The sequence below is a fragment of the Sphingomonas sp. BAUL-RG-20F-R05-02 genome, from assembly GCF_022662305.1.
In the GTDB taxonomy this organism is placed as follows: domain Bacteria; phylum Pseudomonadota; class Alphaproteobacteria; order Sphingomonadales; family Sphingomonadaceae; genus Sphingomonas.
The window spans coordinates 86,983-106,075 of the sequence record NZ_JAKNQH010000008.1 but is presented as its reverse complement, the minus strand read 5'-3'; the positions used below and the strand labels follow the sequence as shown (position 1 = coordinate 106,075).

Here is a 19,093-nt window from a genome sequence, read left to right as displayed (position 1 = left end):
CGTGCCGCTAGAAGGGTGACAACTGGGGGCGAAACGATCCATGCCGACCGAATATCTATGGGGTACACCGGCGGCCGTATTGCTGTTCGGCTATCTGCTCGGTTCAATTCCGTTCGGAGTCATTCTCACGCGCGCGTTCGGCGCGGGCGACCTGCGCCAGATCGGGTCGGGCAACATCGGCGCGACCAACGTGCTGCGGACCGGGCGCAAGGGGCTGGCGGCGGCGACGCTGATCCTCGACGCGCTGAAGGGTTTCGCGGCCGTGGCGATTGTCGAGGCGCTGGTGCCCGGAACCGGCGTGTTGGCCGGGGCGGCGGCGTTTCTCGGCCATCTCTATCCGGTGTGGCTGCGCTTTCGCGGTGGCAAGGGGGTGGCGACGTTGCTCGGCATTGTGCTCGCGCTGCATTGGCCGATCGGGCTGGTCTATGCGGTCGTGTGGCTGGGGCTGCTGGCGGGGGTGCGGATATCCTCGGTCGCGGGCATGACGGCGGCGGTGAGCGCGCCGGTTGCGGCCGCGCTGTTCGACCGGTTCGATTTCGTGCCGGCGCTGATCGCGTGTGCGCTGCTTGTGCTGTGGAAGCACCGCGCCAATATCGAGCGGTTGCTCGACGGCAGTGAACCACGGGTCGGCAGCAAAGCGCGTGGCTGATGCGGCAGAGGTCGCGCGTCTCCGCCTGATCCGCACGGCGCAGATCGGCCCGGTCACCTATCGCCAGCTGGTTGCGCGGTTCGGGGATGCGGCGGCAGCGATCGAGGCGCTGCCGGGGCTGGCGGCGCGCGGTGGCGGGCGCTCGCCGGTGGTCGCCTTGCCAGCCGTAGCGGAACGCGAACTCGCGGCGGCGCGCAAGCTCGGCGCGCGCCATCTGTTCATCGAGGATGCCGACTATCCCGAATTGCTCGCGCAGCTGGACGATGCGTCGCCGGTGGTGATGGTGCGCGGCAATGTCGCGCTGCTGGCGCGCGATTGCGTGGCGATGGTGGGCGCGCGCAACGCGTCGGCGGCGGCGTGCCGCTTCTCGCGGCAGATCGCTGCCGAACTGGGACGGGACGGCATCACGGTGGTGTCGGGTCTCGCCAGGGGTGTCGACACCGCCGCGCACGTAGGCTCGATCGAGGGGGGTACGATCGGCGTGATCGCGGGCGGTATCGACGTGGTGTACCCACCCGAGAACGCCGACCTTCAGGAGCGGATCGCCCGCGAAGGGCTGCTGATCGCCGAGCAACCGCCCGGTATCGAGCCGCGCGCGCGGCACTTCCCGCATCGCAATCGCATCATCGCCGGCGCTTCGCTCGGTACGCTGGTGGTGGAGGCGGCGCCGCGCTCCGGCTCGCTCATCACCGCGCGGCTGGCGGGCGAGATGGGGCGTGAGGTAATGGCGGTGCCGGGCAGTCCGCTCGACCCGCGCGCGCAAGGTTGCAATGGCCTGATCCAGCATACTTTGGTTGCACTACGGACCCGCCTATATCGTTTTTCGCAGTTTTGGGCGGTCCTTTGTACCGTAACATCGAGGAGCTACTCTCCGATGATGCCGGCCCCGCAGGCTTTGACAGCTACGGATTCCAACACGCCTGTGGCGTATTGTGAGTGCCGTCGATGGTGCCGTAAACACAAGACGTATGGCATCCAAGGCCAACGTCGCTCTCGGTTTTTGCACAAGCATCCGAACCATTACACTGTACGTCTGGCAAACGATTGCCATTGATAATCCGGTGTAGAACAATCGTATGACCGGGAACACCTGAGGATTCAGAGCGATCGGTTGTGCGTAGTGCGACCTGCGCATCGTAATCTACGAAGAGTAGGCGACATTTCCCGTCAGCATGTATATGCGCGTACAGATTGTCCGCTATTTTATCGACGAGGTTTTGGTTAGCATCCAAAAGCCCTCTTTTCCTCGCATCGCTTCTAGAACATCCGGACAACGTGATGGTGGCCATGACGCACACCGAGACTGCTACAGCTAACCCTTTCATTCTGCCTCTTTTTCAACAGAATCAGCGAAAGACAGCTTGAATACTATCGAAAAAGAGAGACGACTTGAAGTATTATTGTTTTCGCACATAAGTTCAAGTAGATATGGTAGAAATCACTTTTGATTGAACGATAGCAACCTCTGCGGAAACCTATCCACGCAGCCTCTTCACCAGCCGCTTCCAATCCTGCTCTAGTTCCATCCATTCCGGCCGGTCAGGTTTGCGCGGTGTTGGCCGGATGCGATTAGGTTTTCCCCGGCATACAGAGCAGTAGAGGTGCAGCCCTAGAACCTCAATTTGCTCGCTCCAGCGGTGGCAGAAGTACCAGCGTTGCACCTTCCTCGTATCGAGGATGCCCACATGATCGCACGCACGGCAGTCGATCAGGAGATTGGCGTCGTGGCGAGCATAATCGCTAAGCGACCTGAGCCGTATGTTGGCGCCCACGTCAAAGTGGGAGTGCCAATTGGTCTAGATCGATGACGACCTGCTGATAAAGCGCTTCATAGACGTGCTGCGCCAGAGCCGCGTGAGCATCGCCGCGTAGGCGCTCGTTGGGCATCGTCAGCGCGATCTTACACCATGCAGGTGCCTCCGCGATTACGTCCTCAATCAGCTCTGGTGTCACGCTTGCCATACCGAATCCTCCTCGGCCCCTTGTTAGAACAAAAGGAGAACTGTAGGAAAGTCGGCAGGCGAGATTTTATCGGAGGTGGTTCGATGCCGCATATCAAAATCAAACTCGAATGGTACGACGAAACGCCAAAGGGCGCACCCATCGAGGAGACGACCGTATGGCCGCGAGCCATTGAAACCGAGGAGGAGGCGTCCAACTTCCGCGCTGCAATTCACGAATATATGGATGACCAATACGGGGAGCAGCCGCGCACGATCTCGTGGGACGGGCCGTTTGGCGCTCCACAGGAGGATAGATGAAGACTACCGTCGAGCGTGCCTACGAGCTTGCTAGGTCAGGCTCCGTCTCGAACGTCAAAGATATCGAGCGGCAGCTTACCAAAGAGCAGCATGAAAGCGTCCACGCACACCTATCGGGCGAGACGATAAAGAAGCAGCTTAAAACGCTGATCCGGGAAAGCCGGGAGAAGGACTAACCCGGCGCGGGGGGCACCGGGTTAGCCACACCACCTTAAGCGACCCAAATCACCTCGGCTGGAAAATAGGTTCCTAATGGTTTTACCTTAACCCACCATGACTTCGCTGCCCTATCTGAGCAGGACCGTTCCGGGTGCGGCCAACGCCCTGCCGCTTTCGTGTAATAATGTCGCAACAAACGCACGCCGCCCTTGGTTGATACAATTCAACGAGGAGATGGCGTGTGCGAGGCGATCAAGTCGTAGCCGTGGGATTGCTGACCCAGCGAGACGTCGATGCATTTGGCGCGAAGCTGTCGCGGGTGTACCATCTGGAGCCTGAGGACGATCAGTTCGCGGACCTGTTGGCACAGTTAGATGCAATCGAGGCGACACCTCCGAAGCAGTAAGTGGCTCTTTCATGGCGGCAGCGCCGGTTGCTCGACGCTGCGCTCCTGTTAGTAGATCAGCCTGCCGTATTGGGTCAGGTCTGGCGTGGTGCCGTGAATTGTTTGGTGAGCCTGCATGACGATAAGATCGGCGTCGGTAAACGGCATCTCGAACAGGCCATCGCTGGTGGTGTAGAAGGGACGCTCGACCTGAACCTCGACAGCTGGGGTGGGTGGGGCTGGTCGTTCGTAGCGGCGGGCGTCCATGCCCTGAAACATCTTGGCCGTGCGCTTGATGTAAGCCTCACCGTCCAGCACTTTGCCGCGCTCGAACGCCGTCAGGGTTGTCGCGTGGACGTTGACCATGTGAGTAGCCGCTAGAGCGCCCTCTAGCATCCCGTAGATGCCCAACTCGGTCGCGATGCAACTTGCGATGCGCGCATACTGCGCGGGCGTCAGAGACGCCTTAAAGGGGATCACGAGGGTAACTGCGTTGGTTGTCTGTGCGCGGTCTTCACCCAAGACCCAGAGCCTAGCGTAACCCAGCTTATCGGCGGCGTCCTTCAATGCCTCGAATTGCTTGGCATCGTAATCGAGCGCCAGCGCGTGAACGGCGACGAGGTTGGCCTCCGTGTTGCTGCAACGTGCGCCGCGCCATTCCGCGAAGCTAAGTCCGCGTGGCTCGCCCTGTCCGAACCTGAGTTGAGCCACAGCATTCTCTATATGCTGCACAATCTCCTGCAAGCGACCTTCTGGATCAACGGCGATCTTACTGCTGTCGGCTTTGATGTAGCCGCGCTTACCAGAGTGAAAACGGGTGATGTCGATCTTGTTCATTGGGTGCCCCTCCCTTTATGTTGTCAATAATAATTATCGCCAAACACCGAAAAGGCGGGTCAAAGGGGCTGGGAACGCGAATATCAGCAACTGAACCGCGACGCTGTCGAATACGACAAAAACCCGGCAGGGATGAACCTACCGGGTTGAAATCGTCATTTATAAGCCAGCACGACTTTGCTGGATCTTGTTGCTAAAAACCTCAATGTAGGCCTGACGGCGTGCATTGGGATGATTTGGCCAAAAGACGTTCTCCCAACTCTCCACATGGCGAGGGAGGTTGTCGGGCGTCCACTCTCCACGATGCTCCCAGAAAAGAGCATCTTCCGCTGACATTTTTTCGTAAGCGGCGCGGATGGAGTTGACGAGGACCATCGGAAATTCGGTGTGAAATCGCACCTTTTCCTCGTCAGCGGCATAAGCCGTAGGGTTTTTGATCCCTCGTGCACGCCGCGCGGCAATACGCTTTTTGGCACTTTTGAGCCTTGAGACTTGGCCAGGATATTCCTGATAGAACAAGCTGAAAGCGTTATACATTGTGAAGCGATACTCACGATAAAGATCCGTGGGGAGCGCCATGAATTCGTTGTATTCATAAATCTCCCGACGAAGCCTATCTACCTCTTCCAACTCTTCAACTGTCAGCATTCCGTCGATGCCGGCTTTTTCACGCGCGCTAAGCCCATATGGGTCTTTGAGCCGCTCGATCTTACGTTCAAGCAGCCTGATATAAAGGGCAGATGCCATTGCGGCCTCCTAATCAAATAGGGCCGAGAGTTTCCCCTCGGCCCCATGTTTTCAGGAAGCTGCGTTGTCGTCGTTCCAACGGGCTACGCCCGCTGCAACGTCAACAGCAACGTCGGTAATGGACTGTGCCAGAGCAGCTTCCGCTGCCAATGCACGAGCCTCCGCATCATTCGCCTTGCGCTCAGCCTGTCGCAACAAAATGCCCCCCACAAGTGTGGGAGCCATCTTGTGAACTTGCTGCTCCAGCGTCTGAACCGATATGTCCAATTTCTGGAGAGCACGAAGCTCTAGACCATCGTCGGAAACGGCACATAGAACAGCCACCAAAGAGGGGCGGTCCTTCGTCGGGATATTGAAGCCTTCCGAAGGGAAGACAGCCTTGGGGTCATCAGAGATGACCTTTTCGAACCGCTCCTTTTTCACCTTCTCATCGAGATCGTCCTTGAGATACCGCTTATCGTCGGCTTCCTTGAACTTCTTGAAGCCCTTCTCTTTCGAGAGTTGAGCAGCAAGATCAGCAGGCTTGACGCCAAGGACGCGAGCGCCCCGTAGCACCTTGCCATACAGTTCAGGGCTGCGATCCCACGTGAACGCGGGATCGGGATTGCCCTTGGTTGCCTTTGGCCAATGACCCCAAAGGAGCCGGCAGATAGGAACGAATACATTCCCCTTATCCGGGTCCATCACGGCAGGAATGCCATGAAAGTCGAGAGCGTCGATCAGATAATCGACGTTCATGGGATCAAGCATCACTTCGGCGACGGCGGCTGCCGCACCGAGATCGACGTAGAGTGCATCTCGCTTGCGCGTGGAGAGCTTCTTGGCTTCGGCTGAGTAGCCTTTACCAATGGCCATCACGCTGTTGCGGAAACCCTCATACAGTTTCTTGAACTCGGCCTCGTTTGTAACATCGAGGTCGAGATTGGTGTTGTTCGACAGCGAGGTGCTGACGAGATTGTTGTTTGCATTCGACATAGCTGATCTCCTTTGACAGCAAGGCTATCGAGCAGCTTGACGCGACATTACTGCCGCAACTCTCGATATTCAGCGTATGGTGAACCTAAGTTCGTCGGCCTGATGCATTGGCATCAGGTCGTGGGACCAACCGCTGCGCTGGACTGCAAAGGAGTTTCCTCCCAGACATTGCCGGTTTCCCGACTAGTTGCCCTGTCGCCTCTAGAGATTTCGTCGTGTCAAATAGCGTGTCTGGATTGCTCCCGACGCCCCCTGCGTATCCGGCGTTCGTTTCCAAAATGTAAACGTCTAGCCTTTAATAATTTGGCAATTGGGGCGAGCCACAAAGCCGCATGAAGTCGAGCGATCAACGCTATCATCAGGTAAGACGCACTAAGCGCGAGGTGAAGGATTGGACCCCCGATTTGGTCGCGACACTACGAGAAGTCCGCGTAGATCGCGCAGCGTGGCCCGCTTTCGAAACGGTAGTGAAGCAGAGCGCCAGCGAATACACCCACATCTTGCTTGCAACCGGCGTTACCGCGACAGATTTTCGACGCAACTTCCGGCGTGGATCACCCGCTCATCACATGATCCCGGTTAGCGCACTTGTGTCGACGCCTCCGCTTAGAGCGGAGCGTCTTGACGGCTTCAAAGCTATGCGACTGTCCAAAGAGCAAGTCTGGAACGTCAAGCAGCGCTGGGCAAAGCTGCGAAAGCTCGACGTGCTCATACACGACCCTCAGGGCCGCTTCTGGGCGCGTCTACAGGAGTGCGCGCTAGATGGCGTGGAGAACGAGCACTTGGGCGTCTTATGCGATCTGCGCGAGCGCGGCGAGGCACTGGTCGAAGCGCAAGCGGTTCCCGGCACTGAAGAGGCGGTCGAGCGCGCATCTAGAGAACTGGTGCGTCACATTCGATCTTGGAGCGACGTTGCGCCAAATGATCTGATTTTTAACGAGCGCAAACAGGCGATTGGCGCATACAACCGAGCGCGGCGCATCCAGAAAAGCGGCCAAGCTATGTTCGCAACCTCTGCCGCCGAGGTCAGAGTTGAACTCGAAAAGGCGTTGGTTGTCGCCGAGGCTTATGTTGACGGAACGAGTGTCAGAGCAGCTTACTATGATCCCGACACTTCAGGCCGTCATTGCAGCGTCGCGCGATTAGATGCACGCCTCGTGCGGGTGCAAGACGCACTGAGGAATCGATAATGACAGAGCGATTTCGATAGCGTTAATAGTTGCATATCTGAGAGAATGGAATGGAAGCGACCAATGAGTTTTGGTAACGTATCGGACCCACGGCTGCGCTCGATACTTGAGAATGGTTCGGTGCTTGAGGATGACCTAGATTATTCCCTACACATTACCTCGGACGCACTTAGTGCCGACGAAGAAGACGAAGACGTTTCCTCTAAGGTGCTCGCCCATCGACGTAACGCAAAGATGATCGCCGATGCTGCTTGGGAAGCTGGGAACATGGACGGCGTGATACGGGCGTTGGGGGATTTCTGGTCTTATTGAGTGCCGGTGCACTCATATAGTGACAGCGGTTTGACCCGTTTGTTATAAATATAAATGTAAGCGACGGGGCTGGAAACCGCTGTTGCCTATGACAGCGGAGCCCCTTGCATCTCGAAGAATAGCCTTGGCCCGCCTGTGCAAATCCAGCCCGCACAGGCGGGCTTTTCTTTGGGAGATATAAGATGGCAAAAAACGCCACACCTCTGTTCACACACATCAACGCAACTCTCGCGACAATCGGTGGCCGCTTTGGTAGCATCAACGACAAAAAGACCTACGGCGTTCTCGCACGCGCTATACCTGACCTGATGACCAAGAAGGGGGTGGGCAACGGCTTGAGAAAAAACCTGCTCGACAACATCCGCATTCGCACTGGCGAGGCTCTGGACTACCCAGAAACGATCATCCTAACTCGACATCAGCGTGACTATGCAAAGAGGATGGGCTGGGACAAGGTCCGCCCGTTCGAGGAGTTGTTTGCCGAAGGTCGCGAGCGCAATGCTGACACAGATGCTGAACCGGTTGCTGAAAGGATGCTGAAAGATGCGGAACTTGAAGATGCCTTTCAGCAGTTTTTCAGCATTCTTTCAGCAGAGTTTCAGCACGCTTTCAGCATCGTTTCAGCAAAAATGCCCCGCAACGCCGTGGAAAAGCTGGAGTTTTTCTGCTCAACGAAACGAAACGAAACGAAAGTAAATCATAAGCCTGACATGATTGCTGCTTCGCCGCAGGCTCGTGAGAAGCCAGAGCTTCACTCAGATGTCGAGCCAGAACAGCATGACGGCACTCAGCCTTCCATCATTCATCCAGAGCAGTATGAAGAGAAGATAGCTCATCTGAGAACGCCGCGCCGCACCAGCCCGCACGTCAGCATCTGGGTCAAGGACGCAAATGGCAAGGCAACGGCCTCAGGCAATCTCGATTCTAACGGGAAGGCCTACAGGCTTGTATTCGGCGCGTTTGATTGGACGATGGAGCGTCTAAACGGTGAAGGGTTTGAGAATGCGCCGTTCAGGCAGATGCTCAACGATACAGTGTATCCGGCTTATCGGAGTGCGTCTTGTGGACGTGAGTATGGCGACCTGTTCCAGACGAGCGCGGTTTACGACTATTCGGACAGCTTTGCCCGCAAGGAGCCGGTTGCCGCTGAGGCATGCGTGGCGCTGGAGTGGTCTGGCGAAAACCAGATCGTGGGCGCATATCTGATTGACGGCAACGAGATAACTCGTGCGGAAATCAAGAAGCACGCTTGCGGCGCTTACAAGGGCGCGTTCCGTTAGGTGGAAATCGCAGGGGGCTGTTCTGGCAGCCCCCTGCAATGCATTCGTGTCAGATTGCTTTCGCGCCCGCTGTCCCGCACTTCGCGAACTTGCCCTTGGCGTCTTTGCAACGCACGGGTTTGGCCGTTGCTTTATCCGCACATTTAACGAACTTGCCCTTGGCGTCACGGCAGGGCGCGGCGATTGCGGGTGCGGCGGCGAGGCCAACGAGGGAAACGGCGAGCAGAAGCGATTTCAGCATAATGAACTCCATAGCCGATAGACGGCGGTGTCAAAGTATCGCGAACGCTGCCGTGATACCAGCAACGAGACTATGTCCCGTTATGTATGAGAATATCGGAACGACGCTGCACGGGCATCTGCGGGGCTGAAGCGGGTGTTCGATCATCTCCAAGACCAGATCGGTAGGTGGTCGATAATCGTCTGTCCCGCGATGACGGTCGAGATGAAGCGAAAAGGTATGCGCGAAACCATCGCGATCGTGAAAGCCATCCAAGGATGCCCGCGAGCGTTGAAATCCTTCACGATTGCAACATCGTCGCGTGCCGTCTTACGTCGCATGAGATCGAGATATTGCTGCATGTCAGCATCATACAGCGCGCCAATATGCTACGTCACCGCTGATTTGACTTGGCCCAAAACGGAGGGTGTCGATGACACCTGAATTATGGGCTTTGGACGCAGCCCGTTCGTCGCAGATGGCGGGGCTGAGACGGGCTATCGTTCATCGCCTTGCCCAGATCGGTTGTCAGGTGAAATGCCGGATAGCTAGGACTGCCCCGACGATTAGCGGCGCGCGCAGGAGCACCAGTGCCGCAAAACCGATCCAAGGATGACCGGCAGAGGTGAAAACCCTGACGGTCTCTACCTCCTTGAAGCGCCTATCGGCGGCACGCGATTTGGGAATGGGTATGGGCATGGCGAGAGAATACCGCGCCGCCGGGATTACCCCCAAGCGGAAACCCCGGCCAAAACCCACTTATTCACGACTTGCGAGGCAAAGCCCTGTGATTTCCGCCGCGCAGAAACCATAAAGCAGCCGCGCCACTGTTTGCCCTAGGCCCATTCGTCCCAGATGAGCGCGGTCGTAATTGCAAAAGGCCCCGGACAACGCCGGGGCCTCAGATTGTTGCAGCCGCTGTTACCAGCACCGAGAGTGAAAGCTCTTTGATTTCCGATGAGTAGGTATTCCAAATCGTCGTCATTGATTTTGCCATGTCAGCTACCTTTTCCATAAGCCATTCTCCGATCTTCGGGACAAACCCGAATGCGATGTGAAAAGCGGCGTGGACGGTAACGTGATGGGCGATCAGTTCCCAGCCAAGGACTGCCCCACTGCCAGCAGTGGCGAGCCTGTTGCGGGTGAAACCCGTAGGCGCATTACCTAGGATGCAGGATCGAGCGCTTCAAGTGCGAGGCTTCACGTCCCTGACCTCGCGGATGCTGGCGCTGAACTGCTCGGCCCAAGCCTTCATCTGCTCCAGCGTTTCCTTGTGGTTCTCCTTGATCGAAATCTCGATGCGAGCCTGACCCTTCTCGATGTTCGCAATCGTAAGATCGACCTTTGCTGGCCAACGGTCGCTCTCCTGCCTCTTGGTGTCGAGGGCATCAACACGGCTGCGCTCGTTTTTTAGATCATGATGAATATCGTCGATGTCGCGAAGGATTGCTGCGCGGTCATCCGCCAGCTCCTCTTTGCTCTTGAACGTGCTGATCGCGACCTCGATAGGATGAAGGCGCGTATTAAGCGCCTTCTCCGCGACGGCGCGCGCTGCTGCCTGCTCCTTACGTGTCTCGCGACCCTCAGATTTCAGCTTGAACCAGAACGTGATGGCACCGCCGATCCCCGTCAGCATAATGCCTAGGGAACCAGCCGTGATGTTCATCCCGGCGATGTCGACAAGGGTTGCGGGATCGCTCATCATTTCACCAGCGCGTCGATGATCGGGACGAGGACGGCCACGACCGTCGCAGGAACGCCCGCACGCACCACCAGCGTAGCGATTGCGCCCTGTGCTGCCGGAACGTGCCAGATCGTCTTAGCGATGCCCACGACCCCGTTTAGCACATCCTTAAAGAACGATGGTTGCTCGGCAATCTCAGGCTTGTCGGCGGTGACAGTCAGTTCCGCCCTGTTCTCGCCAGCTTTAGGCTGAACCTGCCAGTAAGCAGTCGCGCGGCCAGCTAGAACCGCATCTGCTGCGGCGTGTGCGGCTGCTTCCTGATCCTTATTCATTGGTGCTGCCCTCCACTACTAGTGGAGCGACCGGTGCGTTTGGATCGACGGGTGCAGTCCAGTTTGCCACCTGAATGCCAAGGCCGGTCATGCCGTTAAAGATCGCATCCAGAGGGATGCCGAAGAACATATCGTCCTTGGGTCCGTTATCTCTGATGTCGCTGATCTTCTGGTGCAGGTCGATGAACTCTTCGCTTTCTACGATCGGTTTGAGCACGAGGCAGAGGGCATTGCGAGCAAGAGCCGCTTGATAGGCTTTCTGACGTTCATAAAGAGCAAGCTGTTCGCGCAGCGCTGCTGCCTGATCGTCGGTAATAGTCTCTGTAGGCATGGGGGTTCTCCCTCTTATTGTTAGTCGCCTATTTAAGCGGTTTAGAAGAATTGTTGGCCGATGGGGATGCCCGTCACGTCAACAACGAACATCACAACGTCTCGCGTAACATCGTCGGGCAATGGTTGATTAGCTGTCTGAGCACGCACCTGAACATCGCTCCAGCTAATCTGCTTGGTAGTCACTGTCTGGCGATTGTTCGACACGACTGCGCCATACACTTTGCCGTCCTGCGAGTAGCGCCACCACGGACCGGTGCCGTCCGCTATGAGCGGACCACCGTTGCTGTTGCTGTAAAGGACGCCACCCTTGCGCGTGTGCCCTGCGAAGTTCGCCTGACAATAAGCCAGCGTGCGCCCGCCATAAGTTGCACTCGGGCTACCACCATCGGTAAGGCCGGGATTGCCCAAGATCGTCGGGATGCTCATTACCCGCTGATTGCTGGAAAAGGTAATCTCATTGTTGGCGTTCCGAACCTCCAAGCCGAAGTTGGTCGCCGGGATGAGGTTGCTGCGCTCAAAAATGTAGTAGTCGAAGGGCGTTCCCGCTGGAGCGCTGTTGGTGGCGTAGATGCGTTGGTTGTTGTAGCGGCCCGCATAAGCAGCCGCGTAGCCGTTACCATTGCCCAGGGCGATGAGAGCGTTGCTGTAGGTGTCGGTCGTAGGGATGAGCACGCTGGTCGGGCAAGTGTTGCCGATGGCCCTGCTCTCGACGTAAGCCGTGCCGGTTAAGCGCAAGGCATAGGTCTGCATTTCCCCATTGAACTGGAGTTTGCCGTTTGCGTCGTTTATCTGAATACCATCGGTCATCAGATACTTACCTGATACCGTAGATAATCGTCTGAACGGGTCGCGCCGCCGGATAGGTCGTGCCGTTGAGCGTGACATATTTGGGATCAGCAAGCGGATACGTCCAAGTCAGTGTGTTACCGCTGAAACTCCACTGCGCGTCCGAATAATCGTTCGCATAGCCGCCGTCGATACGCGCAAAGAAGGGAACGTGCCCCCCGTATTGCGTGAAACGGCCATCGCTCAATGATCCGGAGCGTGCGTCCCCTGTGTAGTTTGCACCACTCGGAGACCAGCCGATTGTGATGGTTCCGAGGAACTTCACAACCTGCGTGGTCGCATCAAACATGGTAGTGCCGCTACCATCCCAGACTTGTAGGCCGTCTGCCATTAGAAGCCCAGCCCGAGCGCGACACGACGCACTCCGTTGCCATCGAAGACCTGATAGTTCTGATTGGTGATCTTTGTGCGATTGCCTCCGCTATCAGCGCCGATGTTCAAGTTACCGGAGAAGTTCACATCGCCCACGATGTCCACGCCCGCACCGCCATTTGCATCTGCACGAACGGTAAGCTGAGCACGGTTGTTGCCCGCTACCGTCTGAACCTGCCAGTAAGCCGCAGCGCGTCCGTTCAGGTTGCTGATTGCAGCTTCCGATGTAGCTACGCGAGCAGTGGTGTTACCCAACTGCGCGGAGCCGCTTGCTGGCGAATAAGGATTGTAGGGCGCATTGCCATTTGCCACGGCGCAAATCTGCGGACGAACAAACCAAGCGTAACTGTCATTGTTACCGCCGTTCGTTCCCCACTTCCAAAGCTGCGCCTTCATCAGCGGGCCTGCGGCTTGGACGTTGAAGTAAACCCTGTCCCAGCTATTCAGGTCTTTGCCGCCGTTGGCATTGCTGCCGCGAGAGATACGAACTGGTTGGGTGCTGGCGAGGAGCGTCTGGCCGTTGTAGTTCCAGAACTCATAGCCGATGCCGCTATCGGCGCGATGGCTCGCAACGTAGCAGGAGACCTGATACCACTGCCCCTGATTGACCGGAATAAGATCACTGTACCAGTATCCGTACTGCCCACCGTCGTTGTTATTCTGCGTGAATGACAATGCGTTTTCGTTTGCGGGGTGCCAATCGTCACCCGCGATGTTGATACCAGCCGAGAACGAAGCGTTGGTGTAGGCAGCGCCCCAACCAGCAGAACCGCTATTGAAGTTGCTCGACGTGAGCAAATTGCCGCCTGTGCTTACACTGGCCTCCAGCGTGCCTGTGCGAGAAGCCAGCGCACCGTCTGCGTTCGCTCGCGCATTTTCTTCTGTGCTCATGCGAGCAGCAAGGCCGGTGCCGCCTGTGTAGATACTCGCTTCCAGCGTGCCGATGCGATTTGATAGCGCGCCGTCATTGCTGGAACGAGTGGTCGCCTCATCCTTGATCGAGGAATTGACGATCGTGACAGCCATGTCGTTACTGTAAGCCGTTGCCGATGGCGAACGCTCTAGCTTGACCTTCCTACAACCGATGTCTGCACGCGCTACGTTCCTCGCGTTACCAAGTAGGCGAACGTAAGCGTATGCGAGATTGGATGGCGTGTTGAATGTAACAGCGATTGCGCCAATACCGCGAGCATCTGAGAAGTCAGCATTTGTAAGACTATTGGTATTCGGGCTATCTAGGACGAGATTGTTATTGGCGTCGTAGCCGATAACATCCATGCTTGCGTAAACGGTCGCACCACCCGCAGCGAGTAGATCGCAGCTTAGAGTGAAGGTCGCGTTGCCGGGCAGGTAAACGCGCGGGCTTTGTGCGAATAGCTGCTCAAAATCACCGCTTTGGCCGCCCCACTGGAATGTCGGACCCCAATAGCCGTTGGTGATAAACGAGCCGGGGCCGGTCCAATCGTTGAGAGGGCCAAGCAGGTTTGGCGCAGGAAGCAGCTTTGTGAAATTGCTTTCCAGAGTGCTTGCGCGGTTCGCTAGTGCGCTGTCCGCGTTTGCTCGCGTGGTTTCCTCCGTGCCCATACGAGCAACGATGCCGCCCGCATTGTTGAGAGTGGCGTCCGCTTTAAGCGCGAGGACTTCTGCGGAAGACGCAGGGCGGATGCCCGCCTTAAGCCAGTGGAGTACCTTGCCAGACGTTGTGCCGAAGCTCGCCCAATTGCCCATAGCGTAGAGGTTGATCTGGCCGGTGTAGGTAGTCTGGACCAAATACGACCAATTGCGAATGCCGGTGCTACCAACACCCGTCACATTGTTGATGTCAGGAACGGTTGAGAAGTTCAGACCGGGCAGATTATCCGCGTAAAGGCCCGCACCTTGGAACGTGCCGGTTGAGCACCAGACGCTTGCTTCATAGACCCAATAACCCGCCGTAACGTAGAACTGAGTGCAAAAACCCTGATCGGCATTTGGTACGTTCTGGTAAGCCGCATAGCCCCCTGAGGTGAAGTTGACCGCTTCACGCGAGACTGTGCCGCCCTGCCAAGTGCTCCATTGTGCGGGGAAAGCTGCACCGTCCTGCCAAGCCGCGAATGTCGGGTTTGCGTTTGTGAAGTTCGTGCTGTTGCCCGCGCGTGTTTCCAGCGTGGAGGTGCGGTTCGCAACGGCGCTAACGGCGTTCGCTCGGGTGGTTTCCTCTGCACCAATGCGCGCATAGGTTGCAGCTACACCACTGGTACCATTATTGACGGTGCTTTCCAGATTGGTAGCGCGATTAGACAATGCCGTATCTGCGTTAGCGCGTGTCGTCTCCTCCGTGCTCATGCGAGCCGAAAGGCCGGTTGTCGGAGTGTTGACCGTGCTCTCAAGAGACGTTGCGCGATTTGCTAGAGCCGTGTCTGCGCTTGCACGGGTCGTCTCCTCAGTGCCCATACGAGCGACGATGCCACCCGGATTGTTGAGGGTCGCATCCGCCTTCTGTGCTTTAATCTCGCCATCGGTCGCAGGACGGATGCCGCATTTTAGCCAATGCAGTGTTTTGGCCGATGTGGTTCCGAAGCTGCTCCAGTTGGTCATTAGGTAGAGAACTGCGTTACCAGTGAATGCGGTCTGGATCATAAATGACCAGTTACGGACACCGAGACCGCCGGCACCTGTCGTGTTATTGCTATCTGGGACAGTCGAGAAGTTCAGCAGCGCGAGGTTATCGACATACATACCAGCGCCAGCGAATGTGCCAGACGAGCACCATGCTTGCCCCTCCATGACCCAATAGCCGGGGGTTAGATAAACGGTTGTCGCTAGACCGGCATCGTTACCATCTGTTACGGCATGACCGAGTAGGTAGTTTCCGTTTGTGAATTGTGAGTTCTCGCGGGTGAAGGTGCCGCGATTGCTCCAGAAAGACCACTGAGCCGGAATTGCGCCACCATCGGGCCAAGCGGTGAAGTTGGCATTGGGGTTCGCGTAGTTGGAGGAGTTACCTGCTCGACTTTCGAGAGTGTAAGCCCGATTAGCCAGCGCAGTGTCGGCATTGGATCGCGTGGTCTCTTCTGTTGCAATGCGCGCGGTTGTCGCTGCTAGCCCGGTCGTCGCATTATTGACCGTGCTTTCCAGAGTAGTGGTGCGATTGCTGATGGCCGTGTCTGCGGTCGCGCGCGTTGTGGCTTCCGTCTTCAACGATGCGTTGACGATCGGCAACGCCATTGCGTCGTTGTAGATCGTCGCGGCACTACCGCGCTCCAGCTTGACTTTGCGCGCACCAATGTAGGCGAGCGTTACGTTACGGGCGTTGCCGACGAGCCGCACAATTCCATAGCTGGTGTTGGCCGGTGTCGTGAACGTGATCGCAACCGCACCAATCCCGCGACTGTCAGAGAAGTCCTGATTGGTAATGCTGTTGGTGTTTGGTCCATCGAGTAGCATGTTGCCCGAAGCATCGTAGCAAACCACGTCCATGTTGGAGTAAACGGTTGCACCGCCTGCGCCTTGAAGATCGCAACTGAGTGTGTAGGTGGTGCTCGCCTGTAGTGTGACACGCGGGCTGGTCGCGAAAACCTCTTCATGATCCGGCAGGGTGCCCGACCAAGCGATGATTGGACCCCAGACTTGGTTCGCGAAGTAAGTCACCGCGCCGGTCCATTCATTGATAGGACCAAGCAGGTTCGGATTGTCGTTTAGTTTAGTGAAACCGCTCTCCAAAGTCGTCGTGCGGTTTGCAAGCGAACTGTCTGCTGTCGTGCGAGCAAGGATTTCGTCGCTGATGGACGTGGTAGCCTTGTCGGCAGTTTGCTTGACGCTTGCGAGGTTCGTGGTCAGCGTGCCCTCTGCACCCTGCGCGCGGGACACTTCCGAGGCCAGATCGGTTCGGGCCTTTGCCGCGTCCGTCTTTGCTGCGGTCGCATCGCTCTGAGCCTGCGAAACCGACGGGGTGAGATCGGTACGGACCTGTGCCGCTTCGGTTCGTGCGGTAGCTGCGGTCGATGCTGCGGCTGCGGTCGCATCCTTAAGCGCTTGAACGCCTACGACGTTGCCGCTGCTATCTTTGATCGCGCCGACAACCGTAGAAGCTGCTACGCCACCAACTGCGGCGGTGTCTTTGGCCGTGTTCTGGCTGGTAACGTCCGCGTTATCGGCAGGCTTGCCGGTGCCGGTGACGCCACCCCAATTCGCAGTCGTGGAGCCTAGACCGGCCAGCTTGTTCACCAGAGTTTGCTTGGCGAGCCAATAATTACCCCACTTGGTATTGAACGTGGCGCGGTCGATTGTCGTGTTCTGAGTGCTGTCAGTGTAGGCAGGCGACAAGCCTTCCAGATATGCTTTCAGGGCCGCGTATGCGGATGCGAGGTTTGCCTTCTCGCTGGTGACATCGACGTTCGTGGTCTGGTTCTGGAGGCCGGTTTGCTGCGCGGTCTCAGTCGAGAACTCGGCAATAACCTCTGCCTTCTCGCTGCGATCGAGCACGCCGTCGGCTTCGATGCTATCGAGGCGGGCCTTTGCAGCCTGTGCATCGGATGCAGTCTGCGCGGCGTTATCCTGTAGCGCCTTCAGTGCAGCCGCATTGGCAGCGTTCGCGTCAGACAGATCGCGTAGAGCCGGCGACACGTCGCTATCGCTGTGGACGTTCCAGCAACGGCTATAACCGATGCTCGCCTTGTAGATCGGCGCTGCGCTGGGCAATTCCTTGTAGGACTGCACCAGCGGCATGGACGTGCTGTCCGGGGTCAGCGTCACCGCTGCCTGAGGCGCAAAGTAGTCGCCGCATCTCCATTTGCCCGTACCGTCCGCGATGAGGTAGCCGCCTGCCTGCTGGAGCACAGCTCGTGCGAGATCACCAACGGTCGCCTGTTCGGTCTGATAGAGGCACCAGCCAGCCGACGAGAACGCGGAGAAGTCTCCGACCTTCGCGGCGGGCACGCCTGCGACAGCAAGGATGGCGGGAACGATGGTCGCGACCGTGGAGCCGCCGACGGTCACGTCTGCGCTGATTTTGGTCGTCGGGGTAGCGCCGAGACGGAACAAGCCCTGCGCGAGACAGGTCGCCCATTCGCCGGGAATCAGCGTCAGTGCGGCCAGGTCGGAATAGCTGGCCTGATCGGCTTTGCGCTTGGCCGGATCGAGCGCAATAGCGAAGTCATAGACGTTGAGCGCGGATACCGCGCCGTAGCCGTGGACCTGATAAATCCAGTGCGCCTGATCGACAAGGACAGGCTCGACGGTAAGGCACTGACCGAACGCCATCGGCTTGAGTTTGCCTGCCAGCGAGGGCGGACCATCTGCGCCACCAGTGCCGCCGTAAGTCAGCGACAGGATATTTCGATCGAGGGAGGCGTCTGGGCCGAGCAACTGCATCGTTGCCGTGATGCCGTCACGCTCAAGGCTGCTTACGCTGCCCTCAAAAATCTGAGTGTAAGCGGTGAACGGATCGCCTGCATTGCCGACGTAAATGCGCGCGAGTGCGCCTACCCATTCGTAGCTAGACCAAACCTCATTCGAGAAGTCTGGAGCCATCCAGAAGTTGACTGCGCCGTAGCTGACCGTGATCGTGTCCAACACGCCATCGCTGGAAAGCGAAATGTCTCGCGTCGGCTGTTGTGTGATAACCGGCAGCCACTGCAAGTTGTTCAGCAAAGTGCCACTAGCGTCGTAATTGCCAGCAGATGACATCCAGACAGTTTTTGTAACTCCATTAAGGAGCGGCGCGACTTCGATTAGCATGTTTCCCATCGGTTATTTACCGAGGGAGGCGGTTCTTAGCTGACCGTCTTAACCGTCATGTCGAGCACGTAGAAGTCGCTGCTCTTCGGTGCGCCCTTTGCACTTACGATGCTACGAACGAGGCCAGAGCGGCTATTCAGAAACGCGGGGTTGCTATCCTCGACAAACAGGAACGAGCGGCTAACGCCAACGCGCTTTAGGAACGGTGCCCAATTACCCTCCCAATCAGCTTCCTTGATGTCGCTGATTGTGAACTTCCATTGCGTGCGGACATTGAAGCGGTCGATCTGCATATAGCCGGGACCGTCTTCGACATTCGAGGTATCTTCATAACTGCGCTCAACGCCGAGGTCTGCGCCTACGTTTTCAAGGCGCTTGCCGATTACGAGACGTTGCGCCTGCACGAAGCCGTCTGGGTTGCCGGTGCTCGTAATGTCGATCCTAACGTAAGTCTCGGTACGTGCAGTGGGCAAGGCAACGAGGCTCATTGCACGATTGGCTGGGGCCGCTCCGCTCCAAGCGGAGAGCGTGCCGCTGTCATAGGTTGGTCCACTAGTAGTGGCGGCTTCTGTCGAGGCAGCACGAATGCGCCATGTGTCCGAGGATCGCATATTGTTTTCCACCAGCGCGACCGTGTCCCAGCCAGCGGGAACGAGGACGGTCAGGTAAACGGTGGTGAGGTTAGCCGAGCGCCACACCATGCCGGGCACTTCCAAGCCTAGCTGTGAAGCTGGCGTAAGCGGGCCGGAATTGCTGTTGGTGACGGAGAACGCGCTAGGCGCACAAACATAAA

The 19,093-nt window shown here is 57.5% G+C and carries 20 protein-coding genes; 7 read left to right on the top strand and 13 right to left on the bottom strand.

The window, feature by feature from the left end:
- Positions 1 to 40 precede the first annotated feature (40 nt).
- Together plsY and dprA are read left to right on the top strand one after the other, a co-directional pair.
- On the top strand, positions 41 to 649 hold the full coding sequence (gene plsY / locus L8F97_RS16340; protein WP_242152647.1) for a glycerol-3-phosphate 1-O-acyltransferase PlsY: 609 nt from the start codon (positions 41 to 43) through the stop codon (positions 647 to 649).
- Positions 642 to 1,703 carry a DNA-processing protein DprA gene (gene dprA, locus L8F97_RS16335; protein WP_242152643.1) on the top strand — a complete coding sequence of 354 codons (1,062 nt, stop codon included), beginning with the start codon at positions 642 to 644 and terminating at the stop codon, positions 1,701 to 1,703. The genes plsY and dprA overlap by 8 nt, the downstream gene beginning before the upstream one ends.
- Positions 1,704 to 2,422: 719 nt before the next feature.
- On the opposite strand, the gene L8F97_RS16330 is transcribed toward dprA, so the two are convergent.
- Positions 2,423 to 2,611, bottom strand: a complete 189-nt coding sequence (locus tag L8F97_RS16330; RefSeq protein WP_242152641.1) for a DUF6771 family protein — start codon at positions 2,609 to 2,611, stop codon at positions 2,423 to 2,425.
- A gap of 83 nt (positions 2,612 to 2,694) precedes the next feature.
- On the opposite strand from L8F97_RS16330, the gene L8F97_RS16325 reads away from it, so the two are divergent.
- Both L8F97_RS16325 and L8F97_RS16320 read left to right on the top strand, forming a co-directional pair.
- Positions 2,695 to 2,910: a hypothetical protein gene (locus L8F97_RS16325; RefSeq protein ID WP_242152638.1), complete on the top strand. Its 216-nt coding sequence runs from the start codon at positions 2,695 to 2,697 to the stop codon at positions 2,908 to 2,910.
- Complete coding sequence (locus tag L8F97_RS16320; RefSeq protein ID WP_242152636.1) at positions 2,907 to 3,086, top strand: hypothetical protein; 180 nt, start codon at positions 2,907 to 2,909, stop codon at positions 3,084 to 3,086. Before L8F97_RS16325 ends, L8F97_RS16320 begins: the two co-directional genes overlap by 4 nt.
- Positions 3,087 to 3,523: 437 nt before the next feature.
- On the opposite strand, the gene L8F97_RS16315 is transcribed toward L8F97_RS16320, so the two are convergent.
- The 3 genes from L8F97_RS16315 to L8F97_RS16305 form a co-directional block, all read right to left on the bottom strand.
- The gene (locus L8F97_RS16315; RefSeq protein WP_242152633.1) at positions 3,524 to 4,291 is read right to left on the bottom strand and encodes a hypothetical protein; all 768 of its coding nucleotides are present in this window, start codon (positions 4,289 to 4,291) and stop codon (positions 3,524 to 3,526) included.
- Between the two features lie 159 nt (positions 4,292 to 4,450).
- Positions 4,451 to 5,038 carry a hypothetical protein gene (locus tag L8F97_RS16310; RefSeq protein WP_242152630.1) on the bottom strand — a complete coding sequence of 196 codons (588 nt, stop codon included), beginning with the start codon at positions 5,036 to 5,038 and terminating at the stop codon, positions 4,451 to 4,453.
- Positions 5,039 to 5,089: 51 nt separating this feature from the next.
- Complete coding sequence (locus tag L8F97_RS16305) at positions 5,090 to 6,013, bottom strand: hypothetical protein (protein WP_242152627.1); 924 nt, start codon at positions 6,011 to 6,013, stop codon at positions 5,090 to 5,092.
- Between the two features lie 467 nt (positions 6,014 to 6,480).
- Between L8F97_RS16305 and L8F97_RS16300 the strand changes: the two genes are divergently transcribed.
- From L8F97_RS16300 to L8F97_RS16290, 3 genes are all read left to right on the top strand, one after another.
- Entirely contained in the window at positions 6,481 to 7,203 is a 723-nt protein-coding gene (locus tag L8F97_RS16300; protein ID WP_242152624.1) for a hypothetical protein, read from the top strand.
- Positions 7,204 to 7,266: 63 nt separating this feature from the next.
- A complete protein-coding gene (locus tag L8F97_RS16295) occupies positions 7,267 to 7,515 on the top strand; it encodes a hypothetical protein (RefSeq protein ID WP_242152620.1) in 249 nt (82 codons plus the stop codon).
- A gap of 182 nt (positions 7,516 to 7,697) precedes the next feature.
- The gene (locus L8F97_RS16290; RefSeq protein WP_242152617.1) at positions 7,698 to 8,795 is read left to right on the top strand and encodes a hypothetical protein; all 1,098 of its coding nucleotides are present in this window, start codon (positions 7,698 to 7,700) and stop codon (positions 8,793 to 8,795) included.
- A 49-nt stretch (positions 8,796 to 8,844) separates the two neighbouring features.
- On the opposite strand, the gene L8F97_RS16285 is transcribed toward L8F97_RS16290, so the two are convergent.
- The 9 genes from L8F97_RS16285 to L8F97_RS16245 all read right to left on the bottom strand — a co-directional run bounded on the left by L8F97_RS16285 (position 8,845) and on the right by L8F97_RS16245 (position 19,016).
- Positions 8,845 to 9,036, bottom strand: coding sequence for a hypothetical protein (locus L8F97_RS16285; RefSeq protein WP_242152614.1), 192 nt, complete (start codon positions 9,034 to 9,036; stop codon positions 8,845 to 8,847).
- A 143-nt stretch (positions 9,037 to 9,179) separates the two neighbouring features.
- Positions 9,180 to 9,377: a hypothetical protein gene (locus tag L8F97_RS16280; RefSeq protein ID WP_242152611.1), complete on the bottom strand. Its 198-nt coding sequence runs from the start codon at positions 9,375 to 9,377 to the stop codon at positions 9,180 to 9,182.
- An 824-nt stretch (positions 9,378 to 10,201) separates the two neighbouring features.
- On the bottom strand, positions 10,202 to 10,717 hold the full coding sequence (locus L8F97_RS16275) for a hypothetical protein (RefSeq protein WP_242152608.1): 516 nt from the start codon (positions 10,715 to 10,717) through the stop codon (positions 10,202 to 10,204).
- A complete protein-coding gene (locus L8F97_RS16270) occupies positions 10,717 to 11,031 on the bottom strand; it encodes a hypothetical protein (protein WP_242152605.1) in 315 nt (104 codons plus the stop codon). Before L8F97_RS16270 ends, L8F97_RS16275 begins: the two co-directional genes overlap by 1 nt.
- The gene (locus tag L8F97_RS16265; protein WP_242152602.1) at positions 11,024 to 11,362 is read right to left on the bottom strand and encodes a hypothetical protein; all 339 of its coding nucleotides are present in this window, start codon (positions 11,360 to 11,362) and stop codon (positions 11,024 to 11,026) included. The genes L8F97_RS16270 and L8F97_RS16265 overlap by 8 nt, the downstream gene beginning before the upstream one ends.
- A gap of 41 nt (positions 11,363 to 11,403) precedes the next feature.
- Positions 11,404 to 12,171 carry a hypothetical protein gene (locus L8F97_RS16260; protein WP_242152601.1) on the bottom strand — a complete coding sequence of 256 codons (768 nt, stop codon included), beginning with the start codon at positions 12,169 to 12,171 and terminating at the stop codon, positions 11,404 to 11,406.
- A gap of 7 nt (positions 12,172 to 12,178) precedes the next feature.
- Entirely contained in the window at positions 12,179 to 12,499 is a 321-nt protein-coding gene (locus tag L8F97_RS16255) for a hypothetical protein (protein WP_242152598.1), read from the bottom strand.
- A gap of 41 nt (positions 12,500 to 12,540) precedes the next feature.
- A complete protein-coding gene (locus tag L8F97_RS16250; protein WP_242152595.1) occupies positions 12,541 to 18,300 on the bottom strand; it encodes a hypothetical protein in 5,760 nt (1,919 codons plus the stop codon).
- Between the two features lie 35 nt (positions 18,301 to 18,335).
- Positions 18,336 to 19,016 (bottom strand): hypothetical protein, encoded by a 681-nt coding sequence (locus L8F97_RS16245; protein ID WP_242152591.1) that lies wholly within the window; start codon positions 19,014 to 19,016, stop codon positions 18,336 to 18,338.
- Positions 19,017 to 19,093: the final 77 nt, after the last annotated feature.